We start from the raw sequence: 13337 nt of genomic DNA on the forward strand, positions 1-13337 counted from the left end.
AAAGATATGATTGTGATTTCTCATCCTTTTGCTGTTGAAAATGAAATCAATGTAGTGAATTCTTTATTTGAAGAAGGATTGTCTTTGCTTCATATTCGGAAACCTGATTTTTCTGTGGTAGAAATGGCGCAATTTATTCATCAGATAAAACTGGAATTTCGATCTAATCTGGTTTTGCACAGTCATCATGAATTGGCAGAAGATTTTGGAATTAACCGCATTCATTTTTCTGAAAAGGACAGAAAACATTTTCAAGACTTTCCTGCAAGGTTTTCAAAACCTTGCAGGTATACAACATCAACACATACAATCGAAGAGTTTAATCAATTAGAAAAAGATTTCGAATATGCCTTTTTAAGTCCAGTTTTTAAAAGTATTTCGAAAGAAAAATATTATCCCAAAACTGATCTTTTTGAAGCTTTAAAATCAAGAACAAATTTTAATTCAAAAGTTATCGCTTTAGGCGGAATTGATGCTGAAAACATCAAAAAAACACTTGAAAATGGTTTCGATGATGCAGCACTCTTAGGAAAAATATGGAATAGTGAAAACCCCATAAAACAATTCAAATTATGTCAGAAAACCGTCCTTTCGTGCTTTCTATAGCAGGTTTTGATCCTTCAGGAGGCGCAGGTGTTTTGGCAGATGTTAAAACATTTGAACAGCATCAAGTCACGGGATTTGCTATTGCAACTGCAAATACCATTCAGACAGAAAATGAGTTTCATCATATTGAATGGATTAATGTGAGTTTTGTAATTCGTTCTATTGAGATTTTATTTCAAAACTATAAAATAAAAAGTGTTAAAATTGGAATTGTTCCGGGTTTACATTATTTAAACCGAATTCTTTCGACTATAAAATTACTATCTCCAACCACTCAAATCGTTTGGGATCCGGTTTTAAAATCAACAACAAAATTTGAGTTTCTGACTATTGAAAATCGTTTGGATTTAAATAAAATCCTGTCTAAAATTGATTTAATAACGCCCAATTATAATGAAATAGAAATCTTATTTCCCGGTTTTATTCAGCATCAATTAAGAATGCAAAATGAAGTTTCAACCGCTGTTTTCTTAAAAGGCGGGCATAATTCTTTAGCTATTGGAACAGATCGATTATTTCTAAAAGATGAAACAATTGATTTATTTCCATCAGAAAAAAATTGCTTTGAAAAACATGGTTCCGGCTGTGTTTTATCATCCGCAATCGCCGCAAATCTCGCATTGAATCAAACTCTAAAAGAAGCTTGTGAAAATGCTAAAACTTACATTGAAAAATACCTGAGTTCAACTTCAACCTTAATCGGATATCATTATGTACCATAAACTGCAATACATCTCACAAGGAAAAACAATTGAAAATCAGCTTTATAATATTCATCAGGCTCTGGATGCTGGCTGCGATTGGGTGCAGATGCGTTTTAAAAATCAAACTGTCAAAAACACTTTTGCTTTAGCCGAAAGTGTAAAATTGTTATGCGAAGAATATTTAGCCAATTTCATTGTAAATGATAATCTCTATCTCGCACAGCAAATTGCTGCCGATGGCGTTCATTTAGGTTTAACCGATATGAATATTGCCGAAGCAAGAGCAATTTTAGGAAATACCAAAATCATTGGAGGCACAGCAAATACTTTCGAAGACATTGAAAATCATATTAAAAATGGCTGCGATTATATTGGCCTTGGACCTTTTCAGTTCACCGAAACAAAAGAAAAACTAAGTCCAGTTTTAGGTTTATCCGGATATTCTGAAATCATTCAAAAAATGAAAAACAGCAACCTGAAAACGCCTGTTTACGCCATTGGAGGTATCACATTAGAAAATGTAGATCAATTAATGAAAACCGGAATTCACGGAATCGCTATTTCCGGGATGATTACAAAAAGTGATGAAAAGAAAAAACTAATTCAACAACTTAATAAAAAACTATATGCAAACGTCATTGTTTAAAATTGGAGATAAAACCTTTAAATCCCGTTTGTTTTTAGGAACTGGAAAATTTGGTTCGAACCAGGAAATGGAAGAAGCAATTTTAGCATCTGAGAGTGAATTGGTGACTGTCGCCTTAAAACGCATCGATCTCGAAACGGAAACTGATGTTATTTTATCGCATTTAAAACATCCAAATATCCAGTTATTGCCAAACACATCAGGAGCTAGAAATGCAAAAGAAGCTGTTTTCGCAGCTCAATTAGCAAGGGAAGCATTAGAAACAAACTGGCTAAAACTTGAAATTCATCCGGATCCAAAATATTTAATGCCAGATCCTATTGAAACTTTAAAAGCAACGGAAGAATTAGCAAAACTTGGCTTTTTTGTACTGCCATATATTCATGCTGATCCTGTTTTGTGCAAACATTTAGAAAATGCCGGGACAACTGCTGTAATGCCTCTAGGTTCGCCAATTGGAAGTAATAAAGGTTTAAAAACCATTGACTTTCTAGAGATAATTATCGAACAAAGCAACGTTCCTGTAATCGTTGACGCTGGAATTGGAGCTCCGTCTGATGCTGCAAAAGCAATGGAAATTGGTGCAGATGCTGTTTTGGTAAATACTGCGATTGCCGTTGCCGGAAATCCTAAACTAATGGCCGAGGCTTTCCGAGAAGCTGTTATTGCAGGAAGAAAAGCTTTTGAAGCTAAAATTGCTAATCAGCAGAATTATGCTGTTGCTTCTAGTCCTTTGACTTCATTTTTATATGAATAGTTTTTAATCTCTCGCAGATTTGGCAGATTGAGCAGATTTATTTTAAATAAAATGCTTCAAGAAAGGTTAATAAAATCTGCTCAATCTGCCAAATCTGCGAGCGAAATATTTTAACAAAAAGTAAGAAATTTCATTAATTTTGATTTCAAAAATAAAATCATAATTATGTCGGAAAATGAAATTTCATATAAAATAAGAGGCGCAATTTTTAAAGTATATAACACATTAGGTCCTGGATTATTAGAATCAATTTATGAAAGCGCTTTATATTATCAATTAAAAAAAGATGGGCTACAAGTCGTTAAACAAATAGAAATACCTGTTAAATATGAAGAAGTGACATTAGACATTACTTTTCGATTAGATTTATTGGTTGAAGACAAAGTAATTGTTGAATTGAAATCTGTTGATGAATTGAAATCCATTCACTTTAAACAATTAAATACTTATTTAAAACTGACAAATAAAAAACTGGGGCTGTTAATCAATTTTAATTGCACGAATATTCTAGATAATATACATCGAGTCGCAAACAAAATCTAAATCTATCTGCAAAATCTGCGTGAAATAAAACACAATCCAAATGAAAACATTTAAAGCAATATTTGAGCAATATAATTGGAATAATATTCAATCTAAAATATACAAAACCTCATCAAAAGATGTCGAACAATCTTTGGCTAAAACCAAAAGAAATCTCGATGATTTTTTGGTTTTGATTTCTCCCGTTGCTCAAAATTATCTGGAGCAAATGGCTCAGGAATGCCATGAAATTACCAAAAAACGTTTCGGGAAAACCATTCAAATGTATGCGCCATTATATTTAAGCAACGAATGCCAAAACATTTGCACGTATTGTGGATTCAGCTTAGATAATAAAATCAAACGAAAAACACTTTCTGATACTGAAATAAAACTCGAAGTGGAAGCTTTAAAAAAAGCAGGTTTTGATCATGTTTTATTAGTAACCGGCGAAGCAAATTATACCGTAAACATTAATTATTTTCTGAATGCAATTGCCTTAATAAGAAAACAATTTTCGATTATTTCTGTCGAAGTTCAGCCACTTTCTACAGAAGATTATAAACATTTGCATGAAGCTGGCGTTTATTCTGTTTTGGTTTATCAGGAAACCTATCATCAGGAAGTTTACAAAAAATACCACACAAAAGGGAAAAAATCAAATTTCGATTATAGATTGGAAACTCCTGACCGAATTGGAACTGCAGGAATTCATAAAATAGGATTAGGGGTTTTATTAGGCTTGGAAGATTGGCGAACGGATAGTTTTTTTAATGCTTTGCATCTCGATTATTTACAAAAGAAATATTGGCAAACTAAATATTCTGTTTCGTTTCCCAGATTACGTCCTGCTGAAGGCATTATCGAACCTAATTTTATTATGGATGACAAGGACTTAACGCAGCTTATCTGCGCCTATCGTTTATGGAATGAAGATTTGGAAATCTCCATTTCAACAAGAGAAAACGAAAAATTCAGAAACAACATTATTCCAATTGGCGTTACAAGTATGAGTGCAGGCTCTAAAACAAATCCGGGTGGTTATGTTGTTGATCCGCAATCATTAGAACAATTTGAGATTAGTGACGAACGTTCTGCGAAAGAAATTGCCCAAATTATAAAAAATTCAGGCTACGAACCCGTTTGGAAAGATTGGGACAAAATATATAGTCAAATGTCTTAAAGTCTGTCAGAAAGTCCAAAATTTTACTTATGTTTTTGACTTTAACCTTCACTCGGCTTTTGACTTTTGATCTTCGACTTACAACTTTAAGACTTCAATTAAAATGACTCTAATAAAAGAATTTCTACGTTACAACAGACAAACCATATTGCCTGAAATTGGCGATGAAGGGCAGGAAAAACTAAAAAAAGCAAAAGTTTTGGTAATTGGTGCGGGCGGTTTGGGCTGCCCTATTTTGCAATATATTTCGACTGCCGGAGTTGGTTTTATTGGGATTATGGATTTTGATACCATTGAAATTCACAATTTGCATCGACAGATTTTATATACCGAAAATGAAATTGGTCAACTGAAAGCTCTTGTTGCTAAAGAAGTAGTTTCGAAACTAAATCCGTTGATTGAAGTTGAAGCTATTCCTGAAAAACTGACTTTAGAAAATGCTGAAAAAATAATTCAGCATTATGATATTGTCGTAGATGGTTCTGATAATTTTGCAACCCGCTATTTGGTTAACGATACTTGCGTTGCTTTACAAAAGCCTTTGGTTTATGGAAGCATTTTAAAATTTGAAGGTCAACTTGCCGTTTTCAACGATAACGGAAGTAAAAACCTACGCGATTTATTCCCTGAAATGCCTGATCCAAAAGATGTTCCAAATTGTAATTTGAATGGTGTTTTAGGAACTTTACCTGGAATTATCGGAACAATGATGGCGCATGAAACGCTTAAATTGATTTTGGAATTACCAACTTTAAAAAATGAATTGTTGCTTTTTAATACTTTGAATTGGAATTTTACAAAACTGAATTTCTAGAAAACAAGTTCATCTCCAACACTAATAATTCCTGAATTTAAACTTACAATATTAGTTCCGAATAAAACGGAATTATTGACATTTCTGTATTTGCTCAACGTTTTCAAAGGTTCTTTTTTTACAATCCCTTTTTTTGGATCATTATTGACCATAATACATCTTCCGCAAGGTTTTACGTTTTTAAATTGTACTTGGCCAATGCTAAAAGTAGTAAAATCGTCTTCTTCATGAGGAACTTCGCTGCTTATTACAATATTAGGACGGAATCGTAAAATGGTGATTTTATCTGCTAATTTTTCATTCAAAAAATCCAAACTTTTTGCCCCTATTAATAAATAAGGATAACCATCAGCCAAACTTACATTGAAGGTTTCTTTTAATCTTGAACTTTCATGTTTACGATCTCCGCTTTTAATGATTTTGACCAATTTGCATTCAAAACCCAAACGATCAGTAAACCATTTTGAGGTAACAGAATTCACCTCAACAACTTCACTTTTATCATCCCAGACATTTACTTTTATTGGATTATTTAAATGTTCGGCTGTAAAAAATTCATGCTTTTGATCCTGAAAAGTAATACTGATTTTTCCATCAGAAATTTGTGGGTAAAACTGACTCAAAATTGGGTATTCCCTTTGTGTTATAAATTGATTTTCGCCATCAACCAACATCCAGCGGCGATCATTTTCGAATCCCATTTCTTCAGCAAAAGCTTCTTTACAGCTTATTCCCGCCAGACTTTTTATTGGATAGATATAGATTTCTTTTACAACATGAATTGCACTCATTTTTTACTTTTTTAAAATAGACATAAATTCGTCACGATCGATTTCGCGACAGCCCAAACTTTCTAAATGCGGATTATAAACCTGACAATCCAGGAGTTTATAATTATCTTTTTTTAATTGATTTACCAAAGAAATAAAGCCAACTTTTGAAGCATTTGATACTTTCGAAAACATGCTTTCTCCACAAAAAACATGACCCAAATCAATTCCGTATAATCCTCCAACTAAAATATCGTCTTGCCAAACTTCAACAGATTTTGCAATTCCCTGCGCATGTAATTGACAATAAGCATCAATCATTTCGTTTGAAATCCAGGTTCCGTTTTGACCTTCTCGTTTAATCCTTTGGCAATTTAAAATCACCTCGTTAAAACTTTGATTAAAGGTAACTTTAAACAGATTTCGGTTCAGGATATTTCGCATGCTTTTAGACACAATTAATTCATCCGGAAACAAAACCATTCTGGGGTCTGGTGCCCACCAAAGAACAGGCTCTCCTTCGTTAAACCAAGGAAAAACACCACTTCTGTAAGCTAATTTTAATCGTTCGGGATCTAAGTCTCCGCCAATTGCCAGAATACCTTCTTCATCGGCTTCGGAAACTGCAGGAAAAAATAGTTCATCAAATATGTAATACATGTCTTTAAAATTCCAATATATAAAAATCCAAATTCCAAATACTTAATTAACCTTTGTCAAAGTTTAAACTTTGACAAAGGTCTGCACGATACAAAAAATTCCAAATCCCAAATACACTAATGATTTGGAATTTGGAATTTATCCGAAGCTTCGGATTGAGATTTAGCTCTTTCTTAGAAAGGTAAATCGTCCGGTTCGTCTTCGTTTAAGTTTGTAGCCGGAGCAAAAGCTTCTGCTGCAGGCATTGGTGGCGTTTGTCCAGGACCTTCTGGCGCTACTCTTTCGATTCTCCAACCTTGAATACTATTGAAATATCTGGTTTCTCCTTGTGGATTAACCCATTCTCTTCCTCTTAAATTGATAGAAACTTTTACTGCCTCACCTTGTTTATAGCTACTCAACAAATCGCATTTATCTTGTGTAAATTCGATTAAAATATGTTGTGGATATTGCTCATCAGTAGTAACAACTAATTCTCTTTTTTTGAATGAGGCACTAACTTGTTGCTCCGGGTTAACCACTTTTACTTTTCCTGTAACTTCCATCTTCGTCTATATTAATTATTGTTTCTTTTCTTATTTCTTGGCCAAAAGCACTTTCCACGCTGATGAAACATCATCTTTATTCAGGTATTTTTTAGCTTCTAAATGAATTTTTTCCTGATCGTCTGAGCTTAAAACTCCTTTAACTGAAAAATTTTCTTTCACAAATATACTAACTTCTTCCATTGTAGGCAAGGCTTCTATGTTACCTAATTTTCCAAGATCATTTCCATTAAAAACGGGACTTTCTTTGATAAAATTCGGAATTACATCTACACCAACCCCTAAAGTTGTCAATGGTTTTGGCACTTCAAAAAGTCCCTGATTAGATCTTGAATACCAATTACTTCCTAATCTTGAAACCAAATCAATTTTATGTTGATCAATCGCTCCGTTTTCATCTAAAACAGATTCGTGAATATGCATTTTTACTACTTCACAAAGAATTAAATTCCCTGCTCCGCCTTCGGTTCCCAGCGGAATTATCTGCGTAACTTTGCACTCAAACTGCACGGGAGACTCTTTTACCCGATATGGTTTAACTAAATCTGACGGAATTTGCGTTAATCCTGCTTTTATAAATTCGTTTATACCTTCGGCATATTCGGTACTTGCCAGCGATGTTTGCTGCACCATATCATAATTTACCACATTAATTACCACTTCACGTGTTGCTTCGGCATTAATTAAAGTGTGTTTTACGGTATTGTCGCGTACACGCCTTGCCGGTGAAAAAACCAAAATTGGCGGATTGGCACTAAATACATTAAAGAAACTAAAAGGCGACAAATTCGGAATTCCTTTTGCGCTTATTGTACTTGCAAAAGCAATTGGTCTTGGCCCTACGGCACTTTGCAAATACCCATGTAATTTTGCCGTTGGTATCTCTTTTGGATCGATGCTAATCATATTTTTCTTTTTATCCGAATCTCGTTTCGGCAACTACAAAAGTATAGAAATCGTTTAAGCCAAAGAAATAGTTTCTTACTTAAAAACAAAAAATCTTTAGAGCTCAACGAAATATTAAATGTGTTTATTTCGTTATATTTATACCTCAAAAATTAGTTTATGCGCTTTTCTGAAAGTAGAAATACAACTCGTTGGATTATTATTTTTATCTCCTTTTTAATCATTTCTTTGATTCTTTGGAATACTTATACGTTTTTTCAAATTTTTAAAAATGAAGAGCGATTAAAAATGGGGCTTTGGGCCGATGCGCAAAAAACATTGGTTAATGCTAATGAAAATACTGATTTAGACTTACCGCTTGAAATTTTAAACAACAACACCTCTGTTCCGGTTATGTTAACGATGTATGACAAAGTTATTAGTTCTGTGAATGTTCCTGAGGAAATTCTCGCAGATGAGAACAAATCTATGTCATATCTGAATAACTTAAAAAGCGAAAACGAACCTATTCTTATTGAATTTGCTCCCGGAAGAGTTCAGCAAGTTTATTATGGAAATTCGGCATTATTGAATAAACTTAAATATTATCCTCTCGCTTTATTACTGATTATCTTTTTGTTTGGTGCTTTAATTTATAATTTTTATAAGAGTACTAAAATGGCTACTCAGAACAAACTTTGGGCGGGAATGGCAAAAGAAACGGCACATCAGATTGGAACGCCATTATCTTCTTTGATTGGATGGGTTGAGATTTTAAAAACAGAAGAAATTGATCAGTCTATTGCTTCGGAAATTGAAAAAGATATTGAACGGCTTCAAACTATTACTGATCGTTTTTCTAAAATTGGTTCGGTTCCGGTTTTAGAAGAAAAAGATATTATTGTTGAAACTTTAAACACTTACGAATATTTGCAATCCCGTTTTTCTAAACAAGTTGTTTTTTCTTATGACGTTCCCGAAAAACCAATTTTTGCACTGATAAATCCAACGCTTCATAGCTGGACTATCGAAAATTTAGTAAAAAATGCAATTGATGCGATGAAAGGAAAAGGAACTTTAGACCTTGAAATTGATCAGGATAACAATCATGTAAAAATAAATGTGAAAGATTCCGGGTCCGGAATCTTTAAAAACCAATTCAAAACCATTTTTGAGCCCGGTTTTACAACCAAAAAACGCGGTTGGGGATTGGGACTTTCCTTGACCAAAAGAATCGTCGAGGAATATCATAGCGGAAAGATTAAGGTTTTAAATTCGGAAATTGGAAGAGGAACTACTTTTCAGATTTCATTAAATAAAATAAAAAAAGTGCAGTAAAATCATTTACTGCACTTTATATTTTTTATTAGTTGAGCGATTTGTTTGTCAGGCTGAGCGAAGTCGAAACCCTTTATGTTCAATCAGGACTGGGCTTCGACTTCGCTCAGCCTGACATCTGTCAAAACAATTATCATAAATTATAAATTCGCCTGAATGCTTTTTGCCAAAGCTTCAAATTCTTCTTTAGAAAGTGATACTTTATTATGAAAACGCATTTCATCCATATGATTTAAAGGAATCAAATGTACGTGTGCGTGAGGAACTTCCAGACCTACAACTGCCATTCCGACTCTTTTGCAGGGAACGGTTTTTTCTAACGCAATTGCAACTTTTTTAGAAAACTTCATTAATCCTAAATACAACTCATCATCCATATCAAAAATCTTATCGATTTCTTGTTTCGGAATACAAAGTGTATGCCCTTTTGCATTTGGATTTACATCTAAAAAAGCCAAATAATTATCATCTTCAGCAATTTTATAAGAAGGAATTTCTCCGTTTACTATTTTGGTAAATATGCTCATTGTGTATGCGTTTATTTGGTAAATCGTTAATTCGGTTAACCGATTAAACAAATAAACGGTTAAACTTTAAAAAATTAGTCTCTTGAGATTTCAAGAATTTCAAATTTCAAAACTCCATTTGGAACCGTAATTTCGGCAACTTCTCCAACTGATTTCCCAAGTAAACCTTTTCCAATAGGAGACGTTACTGAGATTTTTCCAGTTTTTAGATCCGCTTCACTTTCAGCAACAAGCGTATATTTCATTTCCATTCCGTTGCTTTGGTTCTTAATTTTTACATTAGAAAGTACCAATGCTTTTGAAACGTCTAGTTGTGATTCATCAATTAATCTTGCATTAGAGTACACTTCTTCTAATTTAGAAATTCTCATTTCTAACAATCCTTGTGCTTCTTTTGCTGCATCATATTCGGCGTTTTCAGATAAATCACCTTTGTCTCTTGCTTCTGCTATATCTTGAGATGCCTTTGGACGCATTACACTTTTTAGGTGATCCAGCTCATCTTTTAATTTTTTTAATCCTTCTGCTGTATAATAAGATACTTTACTCATAACTTCATCGTTTATATAAATACAAAAAATCCCATCGGGACGGGATTTTGTATTACAAATATACTATTATTTTTTATAGTACATAATTATATGTTAATCATATAAAAATCAAATCTAAATAATTTATTTTTGTTTCACTAATTCTTATTAAAATAATGAAAAAAATCTGGCTCCTAATCCTGTTTGTTTCTGTACTTCTCTCTTGTAGTGATAATAACATCAGTAATAAAAACCCTTACATACCCAATTATTCTATTAATGTAACAATAGATATGAATTTGCCCGCTTATTCAAATCTTAAATTTCCGAGTAATGGTGTCTTACTTCCAAGTTATGGCGCAAAAGGAATTATCGTTTTTAATACAGGAAGTGGTTATAATGCTTTTGATGCGGCGTGTCCTAACCAGGAAATTACTTCATGCACTGCTATGACTATAAATGGCATCAACGCTGTTTGCTCATGTGACAAAACGGAGTATAGTTTATTTACCGGACTTGGCGGCAAAGAATATCCGCTGAAACAATATCGTGTTGAAGTTACAGGAAGTGTAATTCACGTTTATAATTAAAATAAAAAAGCCTGAAAATTTAAAACTTTCAGGCTTTTTTATAGCTGGGATATTTTAAAATTTCAAAGTCAGCCCAAGTAAGAAATTAATTCCTGCCTGCGGATAATAGTACGGATAAACATCATACATATATCCGTTTGAAACATACTTTTTGTCTAAAATATTATTGACCAAACCTGTAATCATGATGGATTTAAAAATTGATTTTGGTTTTATTTCGTAAGAAACATTCAAATCGTTTACAAAATAATCTGCCAGTTTTGCTGCCGGCAATTCGATATTATTCATGTATTGTTCGCCAACATATTTTTGTAACAACGAAAGATGTAAACTCTGAATTGGACTATAAACAATTATATTTCCAGCAATAACTGACGGAGAATAAGCGATATCTTTAGTTCCGTAATTTTGACCTTCTACAGCCAAATCGACATTTTTATTACTGCTCAAAGTAAAGTTTGGACGCAGTAAAAATTTCTCAGAAAGTTTAATCGTTGCATCAACTTCAAAACCTAAACGATAGCTGTTATCAGTATTTGAACGAATTGGCGACCCAACATCGTCTAATGTTCCTGTCAGAATCAATTGGTCTTTGTATGCCATATAATAGAAGTTTGAATTCAGTTGAAAATGCTCTGAATTGAATCTCCAGCCTAATTCAAAATCGTTTAGTTTTTCGGGTTTTGCATTTCCGCCTTCATAATCCGTTCTGTTAGGTTCGCGATTTGCTCTGGCATATGAAAAGTAAAGTGTGCTTTTTTGATTGATTTCATAGTTTAATCCCGCTTTTGGATTAAAGAAATTAAAGTTATCATCAACCACTCCGGTTTCAATACTATTCGCTTTATAATGAACATTTCTATATTGTAAATCTCCGTAGAAACTTAATTTTTCTGTGAATTGATAATTCGCCTTAGCGAAAACATTCCCGTCTGTTTTAGTTGAGAAATCATCGTAATAATGATTTCCGGGTTCTGACTGAGAAGCATATCTTGCCCAAGTCACTATACCGTAATGATCGCCTTCGTATTTATTCCAGCCTCCGCCAAAGATTACATCCAACTTTTCATCTTTATATTTTACTGAAAAAGTAGTTCCGTAAAAGTCATTATCCAACCATTTCTGACGTACTAAATCTGTTGTCGTTACGGCACCAACCGGCAATAAACCATAATCGGCCATATCAGCATCTTCTTTGTAATTTTCGTAATATCCTTTCCCTTTTGTATAATGAAAAGCTAAATTCGTGCTCCATTTATCAGAGAATGATTCATTCCAATGCAATTGATAATGATCTTGTTTGTAGTTATCGGTTTCATTGTTGTAGAAACGAATATTTCCGGATTCATCTGTATACATTCCTGCCGAATTGAAAGTTCGATCTGAATTTAAGGTTTCACCGTCAATTCCGTTCCAGGACTGATATGTTTTTTCGGTTCCGCCAAAAACCAAAGCTTTAATCAAAGTGGTTTTGCCAACATAAGTTCCCTGCAGGAAATACGATTTTAAATCAGAACTTCCTCTGTCAATATAACCATCAGATTTTAACGAAGACAAACGTCCGGCAAGTTCAAAATGATTGTTTAATAAACCTGTACTGAATTTTACGGTTTGTTTTTGAGAATTGAAACTTCCGTAAGAACTTGAAACTTCTCCATTTGCTTTAGATGCATAATTATCTGTCAGCATATTCAAACTTGCTCCAAAAGCTCCGGAACCGTTTGTAGAAGTTCCAACACCGCGCTGTAATTGTAAACTTTCAACAGAAGAAGCAAAATCAGGCATATTTACCCAAAATGTTCCCTGACTTTCAGCATCATTATACGGAATTCCGTTTATGGTAACATTTACTCTTGTTGCATCGCTTCCGCGGACTCTGATTCCGGTATAACCAAAACCATTTCCTGCATCAGAAGTCGTTACAACCGATGGCAAATAATTCATCAAAATTGGAATATCCTGACCCAGATTTCGGTATTTAATATCTTTTTTATCCAGATTGCTAAAAGAAACCGGCGTTTTTGTAGTAACACGAACCGCAGAAACCAAAACCTCATCGAGAGAATTTACTTTGGTAGAATCCTGCTCTTGCGAAATAGAAGAAAGAGAATAGAAAAAAGAAAAAAGAAAAAAGAAAATAGATTTGCTGCTCGACTTTGAACCTTTGCAACTTTGTACCTTTGTACCTTTAAAAGTACCTTTAAGAGAAGTTTTCATCCGTAAAAAAATTACGAATAAAAGGGGGAATTATTCTTTTTGT

General features: G+C 33.5%; 16 protein-coding genes. 9 read left to right on the top strand and 7 right to left on the bottom strand.

Going from position 1 to position 13337, the window contains the following annotated elements; translation table 11 throughout:
* The first annotated feature begins 6 nt into the window (after positions 1-6).
* From ACZ0AH_RS20365 to ACZ0AH_RS20395, 7 genes are all read left to right on the top strand, one after another.
* Entirely contained in the window at positions 7-606 is a 600-nt protein-coding gene (locus tag ACZ0AH_RS20365) for a thiamine phosphate synthase (protein ID WP_463477587.1), read from the top strand.
* Positions 573-1328 (top strand): hydroxymethylpyrimidine/phosphomethylpyrimidine kinase, encoded by a 756-nt coding sequence (locus tag ACZ0AH_RS20370; protein ID WP_463477588.1) that lies wholly within the window; start codon positions 573-575, stop codon positions 1326-1328. The genes ACZ0AH_RS20365 and ACZ0AH_RS20370 overlap by 34 nt, the downstream gene beginning before the upstream one ends.
* Positions 1318-1956 (top strand): thiamine phosphate synthase, encoded by a 639-nt coding sequence (locus ACZ0AH_RS20375; protein ID WP_463477589.1) that lies wholly within the window; start codon positions 1318-1320, stop codon positions 1954-1956. Before ACZ0AH_RS20370 ends, ACZ0AH_RS20375 begins: the two co-directional genes overlap by 11 nt.
* The gene (locus tag ACZ0AH_RS20380; RefSeq protein ID WP_463477590.1) at positions 1937-2713 is read left to right on the top strand and encodes a HisA/HisF-related TIM barrel protein; all 777 of its coding nucleotides are present in this window, start codon (positions 1937-1939) and stop codon (positions 2711-2713) included. Before ACZ0AH_RS20375 ends, ACZ0AH_RS20380 begins: the two co-directional genes overlap by 20 nt.
* A 165-nt stretch (positions 2714-2878) precedes the next feature.
* Complete coding sequence (locus ACZ0AH_RS20385) at positions 2879-3256, top strand: GxxExxY protein (RefSeq protein WP_463477591.1); 378 nt, start codon at positions 2879-2881, stop codon at positions 3254-3256.
* A gap of 40 nt (positions 3257-3296) precedes the next feature.
* Positions 3297-4418 (top strand): 2-iminoacetate synthase ThiH, encoded by a 1122-nt coding sequence (gene thiH, locus ACZ0AH_RS20390; protein WP_463477592.1) that lies wholly within the window; start codon positions 3297-3299, stop codon positions 4416-4418.
* 103 nt (positions 4419-4521) lie between these two features.
* On the top strand, positions 4522-5232 hold the full coding sequence (locus ACZ0AH_RS20395) for a HesA/MoeB/ThiF family protein (RefSeq protein WP_463477593.1): 711 nt from the start codon (positions 4522-4524) through the stop codon (positions 5230-5232).
* Here ACZ0AH_RS20395 and ACZ0AH_RS20400 read toward each other — a convergent pair.
* The 4 genes from ACZ0AH_RS20400 to ACZ0AH_RS20415 all read right to left on the bottom strand — a co-directional run bounded on the left by ACZ0AH_RS20400 (position 5229) and on the right by ACZ0AH_RS20415 (position 8113).
* The gene (locus ACZ0AH_RS20400; protein ID WP_463477594.1) at positions 5229-6023 is read right to left on the bottom strand and encodes an MOSC domain-containing protein; all 795 of its coding nucleotides are present in this window, start codon (positions 6021-6023) and stop codon (positions 5229-5231) included. The two genes, ACZ0AH_RS20395 and ACZ0AH_RS20400, sit on opposite strands and share 4 nt — an antisense overlap.
* Before the next feature lie 3 nt (positions 6024-6026).
* Positions 6027-6662 carry a leucyl/phenylalanyl-tRNA--protein transferase gene (gene aat / locus ACZ0AH_RS20405; protein ID WP_463477595.1) on the bottom strand — a complete coding sequence of 212 codons (636 nt, stop codon included), beginning with the start codon at positions 6660-6662 and terminating at the stop codon, positions 6027-6029.
* Positions 6663-6835: 173 nt separating this feature from the next.
* A complete protein-coding gene (locus ACZ0AH_RS20410) occupies positions 6836-7207 on the bottom strand; it encodes a DUF3127 domain-containing protein (protein WP_042566241.1) in 372 nt (123 codons plus the stop codon).
* Between the two features lie 30 nt (positions 7208-7237).
* On the bottom strand, positions 7238-8113 hold the full coding sequence (locus ACZ0AH_RS20415; protein ID WP_463477596.1) for a flavin reductase family protein: 876 nt from the start codon (positions 8111-8113) through the stop codon (positions 7238-7240).
* Positions 8114-8272: 159 nt separating this feature from the next.
* Between ACZ0AH_RS20415 and ACZ0AH_RS20420 the strand changes: the two genes are divergently transcribed.
* Positions 8273-9430: a sensor histidine kinase gene (locus ACZ0AH_RS20420; protein ID WP_463477597.1), complete on the top strand. Its 1158-nt coding sequence runs from the start codon at positions 8273-8275 to the stop codon at positions 9428-9430.
* Between the two features lie 140 nt (positions 9431-9570).
* Here the strand turns inward: ACZ0AH_RS20420 and ACZ0AH_RS20425 are convergent, their stop codons facing one another.
* Both ACZ0AH_RS20425 and greA read right to left on the bottom strand, forming a co-directional pair.
* Complete coding sequence (locus ACZ0AH_RS20425) at positions 9571-9957, bottom strand: HIT family protein (protein ID WP_463477598.1); 387 nt, start codon at positions 9955-9957, stop codon at positions 9571-9573.
* A gap of 74 nt (positions 9958-10031) precedes the next feature.
* Positions 10032-10508, bottom strand: a complete 477-nt coding sequence (greA, locus tag ACZ0AH_RS20430; protein ID WP_089048113.1) for a transcription elongation factor GreA — start codon at positions 10506-10508, stop codon at positions 10032-10034.
* A gap of 155 nt (positions 10509-10663) precedes the next feature.
* Between greA and ACZ0AH_RS20435 the strand changes: the two genes are divergently transcribed.
* Positions 10664-11077 carry a Rieske (2Fe-2S) protein gene (locus ACZ0AH_RS20435; protein WP_463477599.1) on the top strand — a complete coding sequence of 138 codons (414 nt, stop codon included), beginning with the start codon at positions 10664-10666 and terminating at the stop codon, positions 11075-11077.
* A gap of 54 nt (positions 11078-11131) precedes the next feature.
* Here ACZ0AH_RS20435 and ACZ0AH_RS20440 read toward each other — a convergent pair whose 3' ends face one another.
* Positions 11132-13294, bottom strand: a complete 2163-nt coding sequence (locus tag ACZ0AH_RS20440; protein ID WP_463477600.1) for a TonB-dependent receptor — start codon at positions 13292-13294, stop codon at positions 11132-11134.
* Between the last annotated feature and the right edge of the window lie 43 nt (positions 13295-13337).

This window comes from Flavobacterium sp. AC105, from assembly GCF_979258495.1.